At 67.3% G+C, this 20,335-nt stretch carries 17 protein-coding genes; 12 read left to right on the top strand and 5 right to left on the bottom strand.

The genetic code is table 11. The annotated features are described in order from the left end of the window. The first annotated feature begins 73 nt into the window (after window positions 1-73). Genes WP12_RS07835 through WP12_RS07820 form a run of 4 tightly spaced genes read left to right on the top strand, consistent with a single transcriptional unit; the run spans window position 74 to window position 5,145 of the window. Window positions 74-2,491, top strand: coding sequence for an ATP translocase (locus WP12_RS07835; protein ID WP_046193153.1), 2,418 nt, complete (start codon window positions 74-76; stop codon window positions 2,489-2,491). Then, window positions 2,481-3,614 (top strand): HAMP domain-containing protein, encoded by a 1,134-nt coding sequence (locus tag WP12_RS07830; protein ID WP_052730274.1) that lies wholly within the window; start codon window positions 2,481-2,483, stop codon window positions 3,612-3,614. Before WP12_RS07835 ends, WP12_RS07830 begins: the two co-directional genes overlap by 11 nt. Beyond that, window positions 3,611-3,976, top strand: coding sequence for a Crp/Fnr family transcriptional regulator (locus WP12_RS07825; protein WP_046193152.1), 366 nt, complete (start codon window positions 3,611-3,613; stop codon window positions 3,974-3,976). The genes WP12_RS07830 and WP12_RS07825 overlap by 4 nt, the downstream gene beginning before the upstream one ends. Beyond that, complete coding sequence (locus WP12_RS07820) at window positions 3,973-5,145, top strand: hypothetical protein (RefSeq protein ID WP_046193151.1); 1,173 nt, start codon at window positions 3,973-3,975, stop codon at window positions 5,143-5,145. Before WP12_RS07825 ends, WP12_RS07820 begins: the two co-directional genes overlap by 4 nt. Here WP12_RS07820 and WP12_RS07815 read toward each other — a convergent pair. Beyond that, window positions 5,142-5,474 (bottom strand): STAS domain-containing protein, encoded by a 333-nt coding sequence (locus WP12_RS07815; RefSeq protein ID WP_046193150.1) that lies wholly within the window; start codon window positions 5,472-5,474, stop codon window positions 5,142-5,144. The two genes, WP12_RS07820 and WP12_RS07815, sit on opposite strands and share 4 nt — an antisense overlap. 132 nt (window positions 5,475-5,606) lie before the next feature. Between WP12_RS07815 and WP12_RS07810 the strand changes: the two genes are divergently transcribed. From WP12_RS07810 to WP12_RS07800, 3 genes are read left to right on the top strand one after another with little or no spacing between them, the layout of a single operon-like run. Continuing rightward, window positions 5,607-6,005, top strand: a complete 399-nt coding sequence (locus WP12_RS07810) for an ATP-binding protein (protein WP_046193149.1) — start codon at window positions 5,607-5,609, stop codon at window positions 6,003-6,005. Window positions 6,006-6,048: 43 nt separating this feature from the next. Continuing rightward, window positions 6,049-6,513, top strand: coding sequence for an SET domain-containing protein-lysine N-methyltransferase (locus tag WP12_RS07805; protein ID WP_046193148.1), 465 nt, complete (start codon window positions 6,049-6,051; stop codon window positions 6,511-6,513). Then, window positions 6,503-7,726 carry a diaminopimelate decarboxylase gene (locus tag WP12_RS07800; protein ID WP_084691038.1) on the top strand — a complete coding sequence of 408 codons (1,224 nt, stop codon included), beginning with the start codon at window positions 6,503-6,505 and terminating at the stop codon, window positions 7,724-7,726. Before WP12_RS07805 ends, WP12_RS07800 begins: the two co-directional genes overlap by 11 nt. Here the strand turns inward: WP12_RS07800 and WP12_RS07795 are convergent. The 3 genes from WP12_RS07795 to WP12_RS07790 form a co-directional block, all read right to left on the bottom strand. After that, window positions 7,715-9,940, bottom strand: coding sequence for a putative bifunctional diguanylate cyclase/phosphodiesterase (locus tag WP12_RS07795; protein ID WP_052730273.1), 2,226 nt, complete (start codon window positions 9,938-9,940; stop codon window positions 7,715-7,717). The two genes, WP12_RS07800 and WP12_RS07795, sit on opposite strands and share 12 nt — an antisense overlap. A 119-nt stretch (window positions 9,941-10,059) precedes the next feature. Beyond that, a complete protein-coding gene (locus WP12_RS25240) occupies window positions 10,060-10,233 on the bottom strand; it encodes a hypothetical protein (protein ID WP_160299193.1) in 174 nt (57 codons plus the stop codon). Window positions 10,234-10,238: 5 nt separating this feature from the next. Next, window positions 10,239-10,508, bottom strand: coding sequence for a dienelactone hydrolase family protein (locus WP12_RS07790; protein WP_152663932.1), 270 nt, complete (start codon window positions 10,506-10,508; stop codon window positions 10,239-10,241). Between the two features lie 163 nt (window positions 10,509-10,671). Between WP12_RS07790 and ppk2 the strand changes: the two genes are divergently transcribed. After that, window positions 10,672-11,586: a polyphosphate kinase 2 gene (gene ppk2 / locus WP12_RS07785; protein ID WP_046193176.1), complete on the top strand. Its 915-nt coding sequence runs from the start codon at window positions 10,672-10,674 to the stop codon at window positions 11,584-11,586. A gap of 48 nt (window positions 11,587-11,634) precedes the next feature. Here the strand turns inward: ppk2 and WP12_RS07780 are convergent, their stop codons facing one another. After that, complete coding sequence (locus tag WP12_RS07780) at window positions 11,635-12,639, bottom strand: transporter (RefSeq protein ID WP_084691031.1); 1,005 nt, start codon at window positions 12,637-12,639, stop codon at window positions 11,635-11,637. Window positions 12,640-12,903: 264 nt separating this feature from the next. Here WP12_RS07780 and WP12_RS07775 point away from each other — a divergent pair, with 264 nt between their 5' ends. The 4 genes from WP12_RS07775 to WP12_RS07760 all read left to right on the top strand — a co-directional run bounded on the left by WP12_RS07775 (window position 12,904) and on the right by WP12_RS07760 (window position 20,209). Continuing rightward, entirely contained in the window at window positions 12,904-13,416 is a 513-nt protein-coding gene (locus WP12_RS07775) for an RNA polymerase sigma factor (protein WP_046193175.1), read from the top strand. 38 nt (window positions 13,417-13,454) lie between these two features. After that, on the top strand, window positions 13,455-14,387 hold the full coding sequence (locus tag WP12_RS07770) for a FecR family protein (protein WP_235399036.1): 933 nt from the start codon (window positions 13,455-13,457) through the stop codon (window positions 14,385-14,387). Then, entirely contained in the window at window positions 14,384-16,798 is a 2,415-nt protein-coding gene (locus tag WP12_RS07765) for a TonB-dependent receptor (protein WP_046193144.1), read from the top strand. The genes WP12_RS07770 and WP12_RS07765 overlap by 4 nt, the downstream gene beginning before the upstream one ends. Window positions 16,799-16,993: 195 nt before the next feature. Further along, window positions 16,994-20,209, top strand: a complete 3,216-nt coding sequence (locus tag WP12_RS07760; RefSeq protein ID WP_046193143.1) for an autotransporter outer membrane beta-barrel domain-containing protein — start codon at window positions 16,994-16,996, stop codon at window positions 20,207-20,209. Window positions 20,210-20,335 lie beyond the last annotated feature (126 nt).

Below are 20,335 nucleotides of genomic sequence, written 5' to 3'. Positions count from 1 at the left end.
AAAACCTGCCTGACGCGAGGACTATCGCATCGCCGGGCGGGCAGCGGTAGCTCAAAGTGGACAAGGGGGACAATTGCCAGCGTTGATCAACCGCCTGCTCAGGGTGGCGCCCGGCGAATTGCCGAAGCTGGCGCCGTTCGCCTTGCTCGGTTTCCTGCTGCAGATGGGCCTCGGCATCGGCTTCAGCGCGGGCGACGCCGCCTTCCTCGCGCGCGCCGGCGCGGACAATCTGGCGCTGATCTTCATGATGACCCCGGCGGTGATGCTGCTCTACACCGGGGTCTTCTCCTATCTGCTCGTGCGCTATTCGCTCGACCGCGTCGTCGACGCGACGATCGGCCTGCTCGTCGTCGGCGGGCTGCTTTCCTACATGGTCCTTGGCATGGCGCTGCCGCCCGCCTGGGAAATGCCGGTCTATTTCGGCCTGAAGCTCTATCTGGCGATGTGGTACATCGCGCTCTACTCACTGTTCTGGAACTATACCGACGCCTATTTCAACATTCAGGACGGCAAGCGGCTCTTCCCGCTGCTCGCCGCCGCCACCGCATTCGGCACGACCTGCGGCGGCCTGATCGTCAGCGAACTGGCGGGAAGCGTGTCGCTGCGCGGCTTCTTCCTGATCTGGTCGGGCATCGGGGTCGTCACGCTGCCCGTCGCGATATTGCTGCGCCGGCGCTGGACGCGGATCGCCGACAGCGACGTCGACGAAGGCGACGGCAGCGTCGCCCATCAGGTCGGCCAGGTTGCCACCACTTTCCGCACCTCGCGCTACACGCTGGTGCTGACGCTGGTGCTGTTCGTCACCCTGCTGCTCACCAACCTCGCCGAGTTCCAATATTCGACGGTGTTCCAGCAGGGGCGCAGCGAGGCCGAACTGGCGAGCCTGCTCGGCAAGCTCTATGCGGCTGCGAACATCTTCAACGTGTTCGTCTGCCTGTTCCTGTTCAACCGGCTCGTCGGGCGGATCGGCGTGCGCAACGTCGCGCTGATCATGCCGCTATCCTATTTCGCCGCCTTCGGATTCCTGTTCGTAACCGGTTCGTTCGAAGGCGCGCTGGCGGCCTTCTTCGTTTATCACGGCGTGCTGACCTCGATCGAATATAACAACCAGAACATGCTGTTCAACGCGGTGCCGTCCGCCACGAAGCGGCCGGTGCGCACCATCGTCGAAGGCATGGCCGAACCGCTCGCGAGCTTCATCGCCGGCGGCTTCCTGCTGCTCGCGGCGGACAGGATGGACATGCGCGAACTCTCGGGGATCGGCGTCATTCTCGGCGTCGTCCTGCTGCTGATCGTGATCCTGCTGCGCCAGCTTTATCCGGCGGCGATGGCGCGCAACATGCAGGCGATGCTGCTCGGCTTCGGACAGCGCGCAGCCCGCCCGACACCAGCCGATCCCGAAGCAGCGCCCGCGTCGACCGATGCGCTGCTCAACCGCCTGCGCTCTCCCGACCGGGCGGAGCGGGAGCGCGCGATGGCATTGCTGCGCGCGGGCCGGGATATCGAGGCGGTACCGCAGATCCTGTCCAGCGCCGCCTGGCTCGGGCCTCGCGAACGCCATGCGATCGAGCATCTGATCGCCGATTGGGGCGACACCGCAATCCCCCGCCTCGTCGCCGATCTCGGCAATCCCGATCAGCACCCCATTTCCCGCGCTCTGGCCGCGCGCACTCTGGCCAAGCTGTCGCTGCCTCTGTTCACCTCGCGTCTCGACACGCTCGTGCGGGGCGAGCTCGACCGCGCCCAGCCACGCTTTGCGCTGGCCGAGGCGCTGGAGGCGCTCCCCGCACCGTCGCGCGCAACGCGGACGCTCGCCCGCTTCCATCGCCAGCAGGTCGGCACCGCGACCGACTTCGCGATCGAACTTCTCGCGATCGGCGGACGCCTGCCCGATTTCGACCTGCTTGTGGTGTCGCTCCACTCGAAGAACGCAAAGGTCCGGGCAAATGCGATCGAGGCGATCGAGAACGGCGTCGACCGGTCGACCTTCCTGATGCTCAAGGAACTGATCGATGGCCGTCCGGCCGCATCCAGCGGCAAGGCGCCATTGCTCGACCTGCTCGATGCTCGCCTCGCCTCCACCAATCCGATCGAGTTGGTCGCGACCGCGCAGGCGATCCGCGACATCGCTCCGCCCGCCGAACTAGGGCCGCGGCTGCGCAAGGCGCTGCGCCCCGGCATCGGCCGCACCGCGCGCAACACGATCGCGACCCTGCTCGAACTCGACGGCGCGCCGGATCATACGCTGGTCGACCGGATCGACGCGATCGCCGCCATCCCCGAATTCGCGCCCGCGACGATCGAGGTGCATACCCGCCTCGCGATGATCCTGCATGAGGACAAGCCCGGCGCGGATGCGATCCCGGTCGCAATGCCCGACAGTCGATTGCTGTGGCTTCCGCGCAGCGAGGTCATCGACTTCGCCCGCCGCTATGCCGATCTCGCGCTGTCGATGTACCGCGCCACCGACGGGCGGACCTATGCGGCGTAGCGTCCCTATTCAGACCCTGCTGCTGCGCGTCTTCCTGCCCGCTATCGCGATCGTCGCGATTGGCCTGGGGGTGCTTACCTACAATCGGCTCTATGCTACGATCCTCGAAGGCTTCGACCGCAAGCTGATCACCACCAGCGCGCTGACCGGCGCGATGATCGACGGCCGCGACCATGACAGGCTGATCGCCGCCGCCCGCGCCGCGCCCGAGGCCGACAAGGCTGCGGAGGTCGAACACAGTCGCGAATATCTGAGCCATATCCGTCCGATGCGGCGGATCCGCGAGGAGCTTGGCCTCACCTATCTCTATACGCAGATATTGGGCGGCGATCAGGACATCATCTATGTCCTCGACAGTAGCGAGGGCGACGAGCACTCGCTGATCGGCTCGGAGGACGACCTGCCCGACGAAACGCTGGCGGGGGTTCGCCGGTCGATCGCCCGGGGCACCATCCATCTGTCGCCGATCGAATATCAGGAGCAATGGGGCCTGCTGAAGACCGCCGCCGCCCCATTGCGCGCCGGCAATGGCCGGATCACCGCAACGGCAGGCGCCGACGTGAACGTGTCGCTGATCCAGGTCGCGACTCAGAATGCGTTGTTCACCAGCGTCGTGATCGGCATGGCCTCGCTGCTCGCCTGCGTGCTGGCGGTGCTGCTGGTCGTCCGGAGCATCGCTCGCCCCCTCGACCGGCTGCGGCAGGAGGCGCTGCGTATCGCCGGCGGCGATCATGCCCCGCTCGCGCCCTTCCCCGCCCCTCGCGACATCGCCCGGCTGCGAACCGCGCTGGCCGACAGCGCGGCCGCGATGACCGGCAGGCTGGCCGATGCCCGCGACGCATTCCTCGCCGAACGGCAAAGGGGGGCCCTCACGGCGATCGGCGCGGGTCTTCGACAGGCCGGAGACGCGCCCGCGCTGCAATTCGCGGGTCCGACCGCGCAGGATAGCGACGCCCTCCTTCGCCGCGCCGCCGCTGCCCGCCTTGCCGCGCGCGTCGCCGCCGACCCCGATCTCGCGGCGCGCATCGAAGCCTTCGGCCCGGTGATGCGGCTCGCGGACGGCGAGACCGCCGCTGCGCGCCTTCCCGATGGCCGCACCGTGACGATCGGAAGCGGATCATGATCGACGCCGTCCGCCACCTGCCCGGCTTCGATGCGCTCGACGCGGAGACGATCGAGGTCATCGTCGCCCGCTCCACGGTGCGCGAGTTCGCCGCCGGTCACGTTGTGCTGCCGGCGGGCGATGTCGCCGAGACATTGCTTGTCCGCATCGGCGGCGAACTGATCGGCGCGGATGGCGATGTCGCGACGCCGCTGTTCGACGCGCCGGGCCTGCTCTTTGGCCTCGCGGCGCAACAGGACTATCGCGCCGGTCCCGCCGGCTTCACCGCGCTGATCATCGCCAAGCCGCATGTCTTCACCATCGCGCGCGAATTTCCCGAGTTCATCGTCTCGCTTATCGACGCGCGGGAGGCGGGCCGATGAGCCTGCGGATCATCCTCGTCCTGCTCGCCGTTCCGCTGTTCCTGCTGCTAGCGGCGGTGAACAGCCTGCTGCTCTATCGCGAGGAGAGCAGCGACATGGAGGCCGGTCTGCGCGGTGAGGCGCTGGCGGCCGCCGTGACCGTCGCCGAATTTGCGCGCGAAGCGCCGGACCCGTTCACCGATCTGGCAGAGCCGCACCGTCTGGCGGCGCTGCGCGCATCGACAGGCAAGATACCGGGACTGAAGGCGCTCTATCTTGTCGAGCCCGGCAGGCCTCCGCTCAGCCTGCTCGACCGCCCGATCGAATCCCCCCGGATCATCGCCGCCCCGTCCCGGCCGGAGATCGTCGGCACCTGGAACGACAAACATGGCCGTCCGCTGATCAGCGCGATCGCCCCTGCGGGCCGCGGCGCGATGGTCGTCGCCGATATCGACGCCCGGCCGCTGGTGCGGATGACCTTCCATCTCAAGCGGCTGTCGATCGCGCTCGTCGCCGGATCGGCGATTCTCGCGGTCCTGCTCGGGCTGTTCGTCGCCCGCCGCGTCACCCGTGAGATCCGGCGAACCCGCGCGATCATCGAGACGCGCGCCGCGGCGGATGGCGATACGCTGTCGATCCTCGAGGTGCGCGAACTCGCCGATGCGATCCAGCTGATCGACAAAAGCGTCACCGACGAACTCGCCCACTTCAGCGGCAAGCCGCCCGCCGATTCGAACGAGGGCATCACTGCGCTGCGTGCGCGGCATTTCCCCGACGTATCGGAAAGCCATGGCGGCGTCGCACTCTCGATCCGCACCCTCGCTACCGCCGCGCCGGGCAGCTTCCATGTCCACAAGGCTGGGAAAACGGGTTTCCTGATCGCGCTTGGCGAGGTGGGCGGCGATCCCGCGCAGGCTTTCGCGTCCGCCGTCGCGTTGCGCGATTTCGTCGCCGCCGGGACTGCCGAGGATTTTGAGCAACGCCTGGAACTCGCCAGCAGCGCCTTCGGCGTCACCCAAGGCACCGGGGTCGTCTCGCGGCCCGACGCCGTCTTCGCGCTGCGGGGCAGCCGGGATGCGATGCCCGGCTATGCCGCGCGCAATCCCGGTCTCGATCCCGATGCGCTGACCGGCGATCTGGCGCTGCTCTTCCCCGATGCCGGGATCATCGTCGCGGTGAAAGCGGTCTAACCGATTGCCGCGAGCCCCGCGTCGACGTCGGTTTCGATCGTGAATATCTTCGAGAAGCCGCTGATGTCGAACACTTCGCGCACCGCTGGCGACAATCCGGTGAGTACCAGCCTGTTGCCCGCGGCCTTCGCGGCCTTCGCGCCGATCAGCAGCACGCGCAGGCCCGCGGAGCTGACATAGGGCACATCGGCGAGGCTCAGGACCACGGCCTTCTGCTCGCGCACACGCGGCGGCAGCACGGCTTCGAGCTCGCCCGCGCTGCTGCTGTCGAGCCGGCCCGAGACGGAAATGACGAGCGCGCCGTCTCGGCTATTTTCGCTGATGTCCATTTCTATTATTAACCTTATGGTGCCCCGGCCTGTCCGGCGTCGCTGCATATCAGGAGTGGGTGGCTATTTTCCACACGAATATGGTCATGCCGCAAGAGGTCGCAGCCGCGCGCAACGCGGAGGGAAGCAGCGATGGCCGCTGAATTCTCGCGCAGCGTCGCCGCCGATATCGCCGTGCTGCCGGACCTGCTCGATGCGATCGAGGCCTGGTTGGGCGAGGCGGGCGTGCCGATCGCCGATATCGCCCGGGTGATGATCGCCTTCGACGAACTGCTGAGCAACATCGCCAACTATGGTGGCGGCACGATCATGGTGACGATCGGTCTCGACGCGGGCGTCCTGCGCGCCACGATCGCCGATACCGGCCCGCCTTTCGATCCGCTGGCCCTTCCCGCGCCCGATACCGACGCCGGTATCGATGAGCGCGCGGTCGGCGGTCTCGGCATCCACCTTGTCTGCGAGATGATGGACGAGGTCGGCTATGTCTATGAAGCCGGACAAAACCGGCTGACATTCCACAAGACTTTTTAGGCTTTTGCGCGTAGAGCGGCGGACATTGCGAAGGGGCAAAGCAATGACGTCTGCGCCGGACAGGGCAACGGCACAACAGGATGACGACGAAGCGCTCGAGGTGGTTCACCTCGACGATCTGCGTGGGCTGGGCGTGCGCGCGCGCCGCGCCTTTCCGGCGGGCGGCATCGTTCATCGTTTCGCCGGCGTCGTCAGCGAATACATCTGCCAGCACAGCCTTCAGGTCGACGCCAGCCGCCATATCAGCGGCACCCGCTATATCGGCTATCTCAGCCATGGCTGCGCGCCGAATGCGCGCCTCGACATGTCGGCCTTCACCGTCGTGGCGCTGCGCGACATAGCGCCCGACGACATCGTTACGATCGACTATGCCGGGACCGAACACCGCCTCCACCGGCAATTCGCCTGCCGGTGCCAGGCGTCCACCTGCCGCGGCTGGATCGTCGGCAGCGCCGAGCATCCCAATGACGAGGGTCTTGGCTGGCTTGCCGCGCGCGATGCAAACTGACTGGTGGACGCGCGACGACCTGCGGCATGACAAGGGCCGCCTGATCTTCGCGGGGCAGGATGCCGCCGCGCTCGCCAGCCGCTACGATCGCCCGCTCTTCCTCTATGGCGCAACCCGCATCCGCGCCAATCTCGCCCGTCTGCGCACCGCGCTCGCCGCATCGGGCTGCGATCATCGCCTCTATTATGCGATGAAGTGCAACCGCTTCCCGCCGCTGCTCCGCATGCTGTCCGGCACGGGGGCGATCGGCATCGACATATGCTCGCCGGGCGAGCTCGATCTCGCGCTCGCATCGGGCTTCGCCGCGCGCGACATCAGCTTCACCGGCACAGGCGTCGCCAACCGCGATCTCGACCGGCTGCTCGCCGAGCCCGATCTCCACATCAATTGCGATTCGCTCAGCCAGATCCGCCGCATCGGCGAACGGACCCCGGGCCGCGCCATCGGAATCCGCATCAATCCCGGCTTCGGCACCGGCTATGGCGACAGCGACCGGCTCACCTATGCCGGCGCACGCACCACCAAGTTCGGCATCTACCGCGAGCAATGGGCCGAGGCGCTGGCGCTCGCGGCGCGGCACCGGCTGACCATCACGACGCTGCACTTCCATGTCGGCTGCGGCTATCTGTCGCAACAGCTCGACGCCTGGGAACGCGCGGTCGGTGCGGTCGGTGCCTTCCTCGCCGATGCGCCACAGGTCCACACCATCAACATCGGCGGCGGCCTCGGCCTCCCGCACCGCGCGGGCGACGCGCCGCTCGATCTCGACCGCTGGGCCGCGATCATCGCCCGCCACTTCGGCGCCAAAAGATCGAACGGACGCGGCCTCACCATCGCCGTCGAGCCGGGCGACTATCTCGTCAAGGACGCCGGGATATTGCTGCTCGACGTGACCGGCGTCGAGCGCAAGCGCGACACCCTGTTCGTCTCGGTCGACGGTGGCTTCAACCTCCACCCCGAACCCGCCCATTACGATCTGCCCTGCGAGCCTATCGCCTGCGTCATCGCGGATGCCGACGCCGATCGCACCGCCTGGCAACCCGTCACCATCGCCGGCAACATCAACGAGGCGCTCGACCTGTGGGCCGAAGAGCACCCGATGCCGCCCCTCGCAGAAGGCGACCGCATCGCGCTGATCAACGCCGGCGGCTATGGCTCCGCCATGGCCTCGAACCACTGCATGCGCGGCGAGTTTTACGAGCTACTTATCTAACGCCGCCGCAAATCGCGCCTCGGCGTCGCGCGCGCTCATCGGTTCGGCGAGCAGGAAGCCCTGCAGTACGTCGCAGCCGATGCTCTTCAGGAACAGCCGCTGCTGCTCGGTCTCGACCCCTTCGGCGGTGGTCGTCAGGCCGCTCACCCGCGCCAGATCGACGATCGCCTGGATCACCGGGCTACCGCCCTGACCGAGCTGGATCGACGCGACGAAGCTCTGGTCGATCTTGATCCGGTCGATATCGAAACCGCGCAGATGCTTGAACGACGAATAGCCGGTCCCGAAATCGTCGAGTGCGATCTGGACACCGATATCGCGGAGCCAGCCGAGATTGCTGCGGCACTTCTCGCTGCTTTCGAGGAAGCTCGTCTCGGTGATCTCCAGTTCCAGCCGGCTCGGCGACAGGCGGGTGCGCTTGAGGATCGCATATACCCGCTCGGCCAGCGTGACGTTGCGCAGTTGCACCGCAGACAGGTTGACCGCGATCGTGCCGGTGGGCCACCGCGCGGCGGTAAAGCAGGCCTGTTCGAGCACCCATTCGTTGAGCGTCTCGATCAGCCCGCATTCCTCCGCGATCGGGATGAAGCTGTCGGGCAGCACCGTGCCGCGGGTGGGGTGGTTCCAGCGGATCAGCGCCTCGGCCCCGAGCGGCTCGCCGCCCTGCGCGGCGAAGAAGGGCTGGTAAACGACATCGAGGCCGGCGCCGGTGCGCATCGCTTCGCGCAGCTCGCGCTCGACTTCGTTGCGTTCGCGGATGCGCTCGCCCATTGGTTCGGTGAAGAAGCTGTGACGGCGGCGGCCGCGATGTTTCGCGTCATAAAGGGCGATATCGGCCTTGCGGACGAGCTCGACCGGATCGATGCCATCGGCAGGCGCGACTGCGAGGCCAATGCTCGCGCCGATCAGCACCTCGCCATGGCCCAGGTCGATCGGCCGGGCGAGGGCCTTCTGGATCGCGCGGGCGAGGCGCTCGCCCGATTTCGCCGCATTGTCGGCGATATGGATGATCGCGAACTCGTCGCCGCCGAGCCGCGCCACCAGATCGTTCGGCGCGACATGGCCCAGCACCCGCGCCAGCGCGCAGATCAGCAGGTCGCCGGTCGGATGGCCGAGATGGTCGTTCACGTTCTTGAAGTGGTCGAGATCGACATAGAGCAGCGCCAGCGACGTCCCGCCCGCACCGACCCTGGCGAGATCAAGGCTCAGCTGCCGATCGAACAGCGCGCGATTGGCGAGCCCGGTCAGCGGATCGTGATTGGCGAGATGCTGGGCATGTACCTTGGCCGCGCTCAGCTGAAGAGCACTGCGGCTGATCCGGCGCAGCAACCATGCGATCGTCCCGAACATCAGCAGCAGCGATACCACCAGCGCCGGCATGACCTGCCCCAGCATCACCGTGCCGGGCCGGAACGGCGTCCATATGAAATAGCCGATGAGCGTGCCGGTGCGAGTACGCAGCGCTACCCGGCTCAGGTCCGCATCGGCTGGTGGGGACGAGGCGAAATGGCCGTCGGCAAGCTGATAGCGCCGTGAGAGATCGGCGACGAAGCTGCCGTCGAGATAGCGGATGCTGATGTGGAGATATTCGGTGCCGGGCTTCTGGACGATCTCTCCCGTATCGCTGACCACCGGCTTAACGCTGATGATCGCGGGATGCCCCTGAATCGTGCCGAGGTCGATCGCACCGGGGCTAAGCACCGAAGTCGCTTTCGGGACGTTGAAGCCGTTGCGGATCTTCGCGCGGAGTTCGGCGATCAGCGGGTCGGCGGCTGAGCCGATCGAGCGCGCATAGGCGGCGGGATCGTAACGCCGCCCGCCGCGCATCGCATATATCGGCCGGTCCCGGGAATCGACGATGAATATCTCGTCATGGCCATAATAGCTGTGAAACCAGATACCCAGATTGTCGTCCAGCCACTGGGCGTCGCGCCGTGGCGCGCGGAGCTCCCTGACGCTGTCGTCCCAGACCGTCGCCGCTTCCTGGTCATGCGCGATCGCCCGGAAATTCTGTTCGAGCACGGTCGCGATGACATGCTGCTGCCGCTCGATCGAAAGCTCGTCGGACGTGCGGGCGGCGACCCAGACGAACGTGGCGACAAGGCCGGCCATCAGCAGAACGATGAGCAGGGTGCGGGTGATGATCTGCGAGACGATCGCCTCGCGCGCGACGGGCACCCCCGTGATCGCGCGGCGGATGCGCTCGATCAGCACGGCATCTGCTTTACACGGAGCCACATCACGGAATCAACGCCCCCCCCCAATGCTCGCTCTTTTAGCGGTCGCCGGCGCTGTTGGCCACCATAAGAGATGTCTGGAGAAAAGCGCCGGCGTCAACCCGGCCCGTTCAGCGCGGCGTCGATAGCCTGCGCTTCGCGATCGTACATGGCCGCCATGGCGGTCAGCTTCTCGCGCTCCTCGTCGTCGCGGGCATTGTGCGCGAGGAGCCGCGCCTTGGCCGCCTCCCGCCGCAGTCTTGCCGCGCTGCCTTTCGATGCATCCGCCATGGCGGTTAGCTGGCCTTTCCGAAGATTCCGTCGGAGAAGGGGGTCACCTGCTCCATCCCCGACAGCAGTCTGCCTTCGCCATGGAGATCGCGTGTCAGCGCGGCATAGCCATGCTTCGCGAGGCGCATCGCGCGCGACTTGGCATGTTTACCCAGGCCGAAGGCCTCGGGAAAGGCCAGCACAGCGGGACGCCGCTCCTTGCCGCTGTCATCGATATAGAGATGACTCTCCATCCGAAGACCATCGGCCTGGTAGCTCCGAATCTCGCTATGCATGATTTCCCCCCTCGCAACGGCCCCACTGACAGTTAAGCGTGTCGCGAGGCGGAAACAATCGCTGCTTTTCTCCGTTATGGACCGTCTTGTGAAAACGGCGTCATCGCCCTGTAACCGGATTACCGCATTCTGGCGCATCCCCGGTCAGCAAGGCGAAGATTTCATGTCCCTTTTCGAAACAGCTCAGGTCGATCGCATCCGGCGCGAACTGGCCGACAGCTTCGACGAGGAGCTGGAGATGGAAATCGACGAGACTCGCCTCGAAACGATGCTCGCCGACATGGAGGACCACCCGGACCGGGAACAACTCGAACGGCGCGTCTATTTCCGCGAACTGTTCCGGCTGCAACACGAACTGGTCCGGCTTCAGGACTGGGTCCAGCATAAGGGCCTCAAGATCGTCGTCCTGTTCGAAGGCCGCGATTCGGCGGGCAAGGGCGGCGCGATCAAGCGGATCACCCAACGTCTCAACCCCCGCGTTTGCCGGGTCGCGGCGCTGCCCGCGCCGAACGAGCGCGAGCGCACCCAATGGTATTTCCAGCGCTATACCCAGCACCTCCCCGCAGCTGGAGAAATCGTGCTGTTCGACCGCAGTTGGTATAATCGCGCGGGCGTCGAACGGGTCATGGGCTTCTGCACCGAGGATGAGGTGGAGGAGTTTTTCCGTTCGGTGCCGGAGTTCGAGCGGATGCTGGTCCGCTCGGGCATCATCCTGCTCAAATACTGGTTCTCGATCACTGACGAGGAACAGCAGTTCCGCTTCCACATGCGCATCCACGATCCGCTGAAGCAGTGGAAGCTGTCACCGATGGACGTCGAGTCGCGACGGCGCTGGGAAGATTACACCCGCGCCAAGGAAGCGATGATCGAGCGCACCCACATCCCCGAGGCGCCCTGGTGGGTGGTCGAGGCGGTCGACAAGAAGAAGGCGCGGCTCAACTGTATCGCCCATCTGCTCGAGCAGATCCCCTATGAGGATGTGCCCAAACCCACCGTCGTCTTGCCCGACCGTGTCCGCCATGCCGATTATGAGCGCCATCCGGTGCCCGAGGGCATGTACGTGCCTGAGCGCTACTGAAGGGTAGGATTCAATGACGCCGATGTGCGGCGGATCGGTCCGCAAAAGCTATCGGCGCATAAACCCCATGAAGCGCAGGAACATATAGGTCGCCCCCGCTGTGCCTAGTGCGAGCATCGTCGCCAGCAGCGTGCCATGCCCGCTCTGCGCCCAGGGCAGCCCGCCGGTGTTCATCCCGAACAGGCCGGTGATGAAGGTCGCGGGCAGCAGCAGCGCGGTCATGATCGACAGGATGTAGAGGTTCTGGTTGGTCCGCTGGTCGACCTGAATGTCGATCTCCTCGCGCAGTTGCAGGATCTGACGCTGCACGCCGAGCGAGTCCGCGCCCAGCGCCTGGATGCGCTGCGACAGCTTTTCGACCGTCGCGATCATCGCGCCGGGCAGGTCCTCATCGCCTTCGAGACGGCGGAACACCGCGCGCAGCCCGTCGAGCATGCGATGAACCCGGGCATGGCGGCGGCGAATGCCGATCAGGTCGCGTGCGGTTGGCGGATCGCGCCCGTCGAGCAGCGCGTCCTCGATCCGCTGCACGTCGAGGCCAAGTTCGCGGACCACGGCGGCGATCCCACCGGCGATCGTGCCGATCAGCAATTCGAGCGCCTCGGCGGGCTCCTCGATCCCCGCGCTCCGCGCCAGCTTGTGCCGGACGATATCTGCCGAGCGGATCGGATGGAGCCGGGCGGTGATCATCAGCCGCGGCATCAGCGCGAAGCGCAGCGCGCCGATCTGCGCCCCGGTCCGGGCGGCTTCGGTCTGCTCGAAATCACGCTCGAAGTCATGGAGGACGCAGCCGACCACACCATCGTCGACCAGCGCATGCTGATGGCTGTCGGGTGACAGCAGCATGTCGCGGACATCCTCGGGCAGCGCATCCAGCCGGTCGAGCCAGCCGGTCGTTCCCTGATGCGCAAGGCTGAGATGCAGCCAGCGAAAGCCTTCGCCTTCGCCGTCGCAATATTCGATCGGATGCGCCGCGCCATCGCCAAGATCGAAACCCCAGATCAGGCCGGGCTCCGCCGGATAGCGCTGTGGCGGCTGCGTCATATGGATCATGGCCCCAACGCCCGGCGAAAGAAGACAGCGCTAGGCCCGCTTGATGACAATTTTGTTGCGACCGCACCCGCTGTCGGCATTCCCGCGCCCGCGCTCAGCCATGTCTGGATCGTCGAATGTCGACCGGCCCGGCCAAGGACTTTCGGACTCGTCCCCGTCTGGACCAACGGGCGCTGCGAACTCCACGAAGTGGTTGGCACGGCAACGCCCCAGAGTGTAAAGCGCCGCGGTACCGAAGCCGCGAAAGGGGTTGAGCGAGGGGACATGAGCAGCACCGGCCTCGAGGCCGTCTTCCTGTCGAACCGCGACCGGCTGCTCGGTTTCCTGCGTGCGCATGGCGCGGGCGACGCGGCCGAGGATCTGTTGCAGGAATTGTGGATCAAGCTGTCGGCTGCGCGATCGGGCCCGATCGCGCAGCCGCTGTCCTATCTCTATCGCGCCGCCAACAACCTGATGCTGGACCGCTACCGATCGCAGCAACAGGCCACCAAGCGCGACCATGACTGGACCGAGGCGGCGACGACCCTGCCCGGCCGGTCGGACGATCCGTCAAGCGAACGCCGTCTGATCGCGCGCGAACAGCTACGCCTCACCCAGGCGGCGCTCGACGAACTGGGCGAGCGGCCCGCCGCGATCTTCCGCCGCCACCGCATCGACGGCGTCGGCCAGCGCGACATCGCCGCCGAGTTCGGGGTTAGCCTGAGCACCGTCGAAAGCGATCTGCGCCGCGCCTATCGCGCGCTGATCGACCTGAGGAAGAGTTTCGATGAGGGATAGCGCAATCGACTCCGTCACTGACTCCGGGAGCCGCTTTCATGGCTGAGGATAGGGACGATATGGAAACCGCGGCGCTCGACTGGGTGATCCGCATGCGCGATCCCGGCTTTGACGGCTGGGAGGATTTCGAGGCCTGGCTGTCCGCCGACCCCGCGCATGCCGACGTCTATCACCGGTTCGCCACGGCGGACGAGGACATGGGCGACCTGCTCAAGACCGCCCCGCCCCGGCCGCTGATCGCGATGCCCGAGCGCAGGCCGCTCACCCGCCGCGCGTGGCTGGGCGGTGCGATCGCAGCCTCGGTCGCGGCGCTGGTCGGCATCGGCATGATCGATCGCCAGCCGTCGCTTTACCAGATCGAGACCGCGCCCGGCATGCGCCGCACGATCACTCTGGAAGACGGCAGCAAGATCGCGCTCAACGGCGGCACCAGCATCAAGCTCAATCGCCGCGACGCCCGCTATGCCGTACTCGAGCGTGGCGAGGCGCTGTTCGATGTCATCCATAACGAAGATGCACCCTTTAAGGTCGCGGTCGGCGATGCGACGCTGATCGATGTCGGCACCCGCTTCAACGTTCTGCGCGAAAAGGGCGCGACCGCCGTCCAGGTCGCCGAGGGTGCGGTGATCTACAATCCCGACAGCGAGGCGGTGCGCCTCGATCCTGGCCAGACGCTGCAAGCCCGCGACGGCGACACGAAGCTCGCACTGGGCACGGTCGCCCCGGCGGCGGTGGCCGGCTGGAAGGACGGGCGGCTGATCTATGACGGTCAGACGATGGCCGAGGTCGCGGCCGATCTGGCGCGCTGGTCGGGCCAGACGGTGCGCGCCGATCCGCGCGTCGCCGGGCAGCGCTTCCGCGGCGTGCTCAGCCTCGCCGATGGCGACGACATCGTCCGCCTCGCGCCGCTGCTCGACGTCGATGTCCGCAAGAGCGGGCAGGAGTGGGTTCTCGCACCACATCATCAGTGAGACAGCGCTTCGCCCTCGCCAGCATATCGCTGCTTATCGCCGCCGCACCGATTCATGCGGTGGAGACGGCGGCGCTCAATCTGCCTGCCGGCAAGCTCAGCGATGCGGTCGCCGCCCTGGCGGCGCAGAGCGGGGCCAGCGTCAGCGTCGCCGACGGCACGATCTGGTCGATGCGGGTCGGCGCGATCCGGGGCCGGATGAGCGCCGGGGATGCGCTGCGCCGGCTGCTGCGCGGCAGCCGCGGTCGGCTCGTCAGCCTCGGCGGCAACAGCTTCCGCATCGTCCCTGCCGCGCTTGCTGCGCCCGCCCGCAAGGCCGCGGCGACAGTCGAACAGCAGATCATCAACGAGGCCGATGACGAGGGTCAGGCGATCATCGTCACCGCGTCGAAGCGCGACACCCGGCTGGGCGACTTCGCCGGGTCGGTCAGCCTGCTCGACGGCGCGGACCTGAGCTTCGGCGGCGAGCAGGGAATGGAGTCGATCCTCGCGCGGGTGGCCAGCCTGTCGTCGACCCATCTCGGTGCGGGACGCAACAAATTGTTCATTCGCGGCATCGCCGATTCGAGCTTTACCGGGCCGACCCAGGCGACGGTGGGCCAGTATCTCGGCGACATGCGGCTGACCTACAACGCCCCCGACCCGGACCTGCGCCTCTACGACATCCAGTCGGTCGAGATTCTCGAGGGACCGCAGGGCACGCTATATGGCGCTGGCTCGCTCGGAGGGGTAATCCGCATCGTCCGCAACGCGCCGACGCTTGGCGAGACCGCCGGCGCGCTCTCGGGCGGCCTCTCCGCCACCGCACATGGCGATCCTTCGGGCGATCTCGGCGGAATGATCAACCTGCCGGTGGTGGGCGATCGGGTCGCGATCCGCGCGGTCGGCTATGGCATCACCGAAGGCGGCTATATCGACGATGTCTGGCGGCGGAAAAAGGACATCAACCGCACCCGCATCGCCGGGGGCCGAGCCACGCTGCGCGTCGATGCAGGCGATGGCTGGACGGTCGATCTCGGCGGGATCTATCAGGACAATCACGGCCGCGACAGCCAATATGCCGACAGCAACCTGGGCGGGCTGAACCGCGCCAGCCGGCTGCCCGGCGGCTTCGACGCCGATTATGCTCTGGGCGAGGTCGTCGTCACAAAACGCTGGGACGACATCTCCTTCCTGTCGTCGACCGGGCTGATCCGCCAGCATCTCGACGAACGCTATGACGCGACGATGGCGGCTATCGGCGAGCGGCAGTTCCGCCAGCGCAACGCCACCCATATGTTCGCGACCGAGAACAGGTTGTGGCGGCCCAGCCGCAATGGCTATGGCTGGGTGCTGGGGGCGAGCTACACCCGCAACCGCACCGATCTCGAACGGTCGCTGGGGCCGGTAGGCATGCCCGTCGCCGTCACCGGCGTGTCGAACCGCATGCGCGAGCTCACCCTCTACGGCGAAGCTAGCGTCGAGCCGGTGCGCGGGCTGACCCTGACCGGCGGCGCGCGCTACACCCGCTCGCGGCTCGGCGGCGGCGCGGACGATCCGCTGCCCAGCTTCTCGCCCGCGATCGAAGCCGCCCGCGCCGCGATCATCGCCAGCCGTACCGAGAAGCGGCTGCTCCCCTCCGCCTCGGTATCGGCGGCGCTGGTGCCCGGGCTGCTCGTCTATGCCCGCTATCAGCAGGGCTTCCGGCCCGGCGGGCTCGCGGTCGAAAGCGGCTTCGTCCGCCGCTTCCGGAACGACAAGGTTTCGACGATGGAGACGGGCCTGCGCTACGGCGCGCGCGGCCGCGATCCGGTCGATCTGTCGCTGAGCCTGTCCTATACCAGCTGGGACAATATCCAGGCCGACTTCATCGATGCCGGCGGGCTGCCCAGCACCGACAATATCGGCGACGGCCGCATCTATTCGCTGAGCGCGGCGATCGGCTGGCGGCCGTTGCGCGGGCTCACCCTCGATGTCGCGGCGACCTATAATGACAGCCGCGTGACCGATCCCTCGGCCGCGCTGCTCCTCACCCTTGCGGCGGCCCCGGTCAGCGACGTCACCGGCGCGAAGACCGGCGGGCAGACCCGCATCCCCAACGTCGCGCGCTTCACGACGCGCCTGGGTGTCGACTATCGCCTGCCGATCAACGCGGCGCTCGAATTCCGCGTCAATGGCTGGGCGCGCTATATCGGCAAGTCGCGGCTCGGCATCGGTCCGATCCTCGGCGACCTGCAGGGCGACTATCTCGATACCGCGATCACCGCGCGCATCGGCCGGCCCGATCTCGGCGTCAGCCTCAGCGTCACCAACCTGACCGACGCGATCGGCAACCGCTTCGCGCTCGGCACCCCCTTCGCGACGACCGGTGGCGGCCAGATCACCCCGCTGCGACCCCGCACGATCCGCCTCGGCGTGGATACGTCCTTCTAAATCCGAATATGCGTCACCCCAGCGAAGGCTGGGGTCTCGTGAGGCTCCTGCGCACCGACAACCTCCTGAGATTCCAGCTTTCGCTGGAATGACGAAAAGGTTCATCCGGTTTTTTCAAGGCTCCCCACCAACGTCCCCGTCTTCCCAGACATGCGGGAGGGAAACCTCCCCGCCACGAAAGGGAATGACTTACCGATGCGCCATCTGCTTGCCACCACCTGCCTTGCCGCGATCATCGCCGTGCCGGCCCATGCCGAAACCACCGTGACCGACAAGCGCACCGCGACGATCCGTACCGCGACGATCAAGGCGGGCGCCGCCGACGATATCAAGATCACCTCGGCCGGTTCGGTCGTCCCCACCATCGCGGGCAGCGCGGTGATCCTCGACACCAGCAACAAGGTGATCAACGAGGGCACGATCCAATATGGCAATCTCGACAATTCGACCGGGATTCTCGGCCAGGCCGGCGTCACCGGCGCGATCACCAACGCCGCGAGCGGCAAGATCATCCTCGACGAGACCTATGCCCCGGCCGATGCCGACAAGGACGGCGATCTCGACGGACCGCTCGCCACCGGATCCGGGCGCTTCGGCATCCGCACCGCCGGTGCCTTCACCGGCGACGTCGTCAACAGCGGCGCGATTACGATCGAGGGCAATGATTCCGCAGGCATCCAGCTGGGCGGTCCGCTCACCGGCAGGCTGACCCAGGACGGCACCGTCGCCGTCACCGGCGATCGCTCGGTCGGCGTCCGCACCGGCGACGTGAGCGGCGCGGTGCGCATCGCCGGAACCGTCACCGCGACTGGCCAGGCCGCAACCGCCGTCTCGGTCGAGGGCAATATCGGCGGTGCGCTCGTCCTTCAGGGTTCGATCAGCTCGACCGGCTACCGCACCACCACCGTTCCCACCGACACGTCGAAGCTCGACGCCGACGATCTGCTTCAGGGCGGCCCCGCCGTGCGCATCGCCGGCAATGTCGCGGGCGGCGTGATCGTCGCGGTCCCACCGAAGGATGCCAGCACCACCGACAATGACGAGGACAAGGACGGCATCGAGGACGCCAAGGAAGGCACCGGCAACATCGCCTCCTTCGGATCGGCTGCCGGCCTGGAGATCGGCTCGTCGACCCGCACGGTCGCGCTCGGCGCGGTCGGCGGCAATGGCGACGGCCACGGCCTCGTCATCGAGGGCACGGTCAGCGGCGCGGGCACCTATCCTGGCGTCAACGGCAACGGCCTCGTCATCGGCGGCCTCGGCCAGGCGGTGACGATCGCCGGCGGCATGAGCGTCAAGGGCACCGTCACCGCGACCGGCGCGAGCGCGACCGGCATGCGCATCGGCAGCGGCGCATCGGTCCCCGTCGTCAAGGTCTCCGGCGTCGTCCAGGCGCTCGGCAGCAACACCGCCAACGCGCGCACCGTGGCGATGCAGATCGATGCGGGCGGCTTCACCACCGAGATCGCCAACAGCGGCACGATCAAGGCGACCGCGGGCGGCACCGCCTCGGCCAACGGCGCGAGCGCCGTCGCGATCCTCGACCGTTCGGGTGAGGTCGACCTGATCAACAACAGCGGCGTCATCTCCGCGACCGGCGCATCGGCGGGCAACAATATCGCGATCGACCTGAGCGCGAACAGCACCGGCACGCGGGTGGGCCAGACGGTCGTCGCCAGCGGCGTCGCCGCCCCCTCGATCACCGGCGACGTGCGCTTCGGCAACGGCAACGACATATTCGACATCGCCGACGGCAGCATGGCCGGCGACACCAGCTTCGGTGGCGGCGCGAACCAGCTCCTGCTCTCGGGCGACGCCGCCTATGCGGGCAAGGCGGTCTTCGGCGCGGGCAACGACATCGTCACGTTGGGCGGAGCCTCCACCTATGCCGGCGACATCAATTTCGGCGGCGGCGCGGACAAGCTGAACCTCACAGGATCGGCGAAGTATAAGGGCGCGCTGACCAACGCGCAGGGAACCGCCGTCACGGTCGCCGGCGGCACGCTCGACATCGGCAAGACCACCGCGTCGATCGCATCGCTCGCAGTCGCCGGGGGCAGCACGCTCGTCGTCAGCGTCGACACCGCGACCCGCACCAACACGCTCTATCAGGTCGCCGGCAACGCCAGCATCGCGGGCGGCGCGAAGGTGATCGTCAATCTCAGCGCACTGAGCGGGGCGGAAGGCACCTACACCTTCGTCAAGGCAGGCTCGGTCAGCCTGCCGACGCCGATCATGGCCGAAAGCGCGGTGCTGCCCTTCATGTTCAAGGGCACCGTGACCTCGACCGCGCCGACCGAGATCGCCGTCACCGTCGCGCGCAAGACCACGACGGAGCTTGGGCTCAACCGCTCGCAGGCCTCGGCCTATGAAGCGATCTACGCCGCGCTCGGCAAGGACGCGAAGGTCGGCGCGGTCTATCTGGCCCAGAGCGACGGCGACGCCTTTCGCCGCCAGCTCCGCCAGATGCTGCCCGATCATGCCGGCGGCGCGTTCGAGACGGTGACGATGGGCTCGCGCGCCACCGCCAGCTTCCTCGCCGATCCCGACGCCCCCTTCGCCGACCAGGGCAATTGGGGCTACTGGATTCAGCAGGTCGGCTGGGGCACCTCTAAGAGCATCGGCGACACCGCCTCCTACGACATCACCGGCTGGGGCATCGCGACCGGCGCGGAGTATAAGACCGGGCTCGGTAATGTCGGCCTGTCGCTCGCCTATCTGGCCGGCAAGGACGCCGATGGCGGCACCGACAACAGCGTCGATGCGGGCCAATATGAAGTCGCGGCTTACTGGCGCGGTAATTGGGGTCCGGTCCAGGGCTGGACGCGCGGTTCCTGGGCGCATGTCGATTTCAAGGGCAAGCGCGTCTTCACCGGCACCGCGGCGGGCAACGAGAATGTCGAGCGCCGCGCCAGGGGCAACTGGACCGGCACCGTCGTCTCGGCGGCGGCGGGCGCGTCCTACACGATCCAGATGGGGTCGTTCAGCCTGCGCCCGGCCGGCGCGGTCGACTATTACCGCCTCAAGGAGAAGGCCTATACCGAGACCGGCGGCGGCGATGCGTTCAACCTGATCGTCGACGGCCGCAAGAGCGACGAGCTGGCGCTGACCGGCACCGTCGCGGCGGGCTTCGACTTCGGCGGCTATAACGAGGATTCGGGCTGGTTCCGCGTCGAGCTCGAAGGCGGTCGGCGTCAGCTGGTCGGCGGATCGCTCGGGTCGACCACCGCGCACTTCACCGGCGGCGCGGACTTCACCCTCGATCCCGAACAGCGCACCAACGGCTGGGTCGGCAAGCTGCGCGTGGCCGGCGGCGGCAACGGCTTCCGCATCGGCGCGGAGGCGGGCGCCGAGGAACAGCAGGGCCGCGCCGCCCTGTCGCTTCGCGCCAGCCTGATGGTCGGCTTGTGATCCTCTAACCTCATCCCCCTTTGAGGGGGACGGGGTGGGCTCAGCTCCCCAAGCGTCAGGCGGCATCGAGGCCCCCCAGCCGCCTGCCCACCCCACCATCTTCCAGTCCCCCTTCCAATCCGGGAG

Source organism: Sphingomonas sp. SRS2, from assembly GCF_000971055.1.
Lineage (GTDB): Bacteria > Pseudomonadota > Alphaproteobacteria > Sphingomonadales > Sphingomonadaceae > Rhizorhabdus.
Note: the sequence above shows the minus strand (reverse complement) of the source record. Positions and strands in the feature narration are given on the sequence as shown.

Excerpts from the sequence above, each read along its gene's own strand:
- WP12_RS07805 (WP_046193148.1), top strand. The coding sequence starts at position 6,049 with ATGACGTCTGCGCCGGACAGGGCAACGGCACAACAGGATGACGACGAA.
- WP12_RS07800 (WP_084691038.1), top strand. The coding sequence starts at position 6,503 with ATGCAAACTGACTGGTGGACGCGCGACGACCTGCGGCATGACAAGGGC.
- WP12_RS07780 (WP_084691031.1), bottom strand. The coding sequence starts at position 12,639 with ATGATCCATATGACGCAGCCGCCACAGCGCTATCCGGCGGAGCCCGGC.
- WP12_RS07825 (WP_046193152.1), top strand. The coding sequence starts at position 3,611 with ATGATCGACGCCGTCCGCCACCTGCCCGGCTTCGATGCGCTCGACGCG.
- ppk2 (WP_046193176.1), top strand. The coding sequence starts at position 10,672 with ATGTCCCTTTTCGAAACAGCTCAGGTCGATCGCATCCGGCGCGAACTG.
- WP12_RS07775 (WP_046193175.1), top strand. The coding sequence starts at position 12,904 with ATGAGCAGCACCGGCCTCGAGGCCGTCTTCCTGTCGAACCGCGACCGG.
- WP12_RS07815 (WP_046193150.1), bottom strand. The coding sequence starts at position 5,474 with ATGGACATCAGCGAAAATAGCCGAGACGGCGCGCTCGTCATTTCCGTC.
- WP12_RS07770 (WP_235399036.1), top strand. The coding sequence starts at position 13,455 with ATGGCTGAGGATAGGGACGATATGGAAACCGCGGCGCTCGACTGGGTG.
- WP12_RS07790 (WP_152663932.1), bottom strand. The coding sequence starts at position 10,508 with ATGCATAGCGAGATTCGGAGCTACCAGGCCGATGGTCTTCGGATGGAG.
- WP12_RS07820 (WP_046193151.1), top strand. The coding sequence starts at position 3,973 with ATGAGCCTGCGGATCATCCTCGTCCTGCTCGCCGTTCCGCTGTTCCTG.
- WP12_RS07810 (WP_046193149.1), top strand. The coding sequence starts at position 5,607 with ATGGCCGCTGAATTCTCGCGCAGCGTCGCCGCCGATATCGCCGTGCTG.
- WP12_RS07830 (WP_052730274.1), top strand. The coding sequence starts at position 2,481 with ATGCGGCGTAGCGTCCCTATTCAGACCCTGCTGCTGCGCGTCTTCCTG.
- WP12_RS07760 (WP_046193143.1), top strand. The coding sequence starts at position 16,994 with ATGCGCCATCTGCTTGCCACCACCTGCCTTGCCGCGATCATCGCCGTG.
- WP12_RS25240 (WP_160299193.1), bottom strand. The coding sequence starts at position 10,233 with ATGGCGGATGCATCGAAAGGCAGCGCGGCAAGACTGCGGCGGGAGGCG.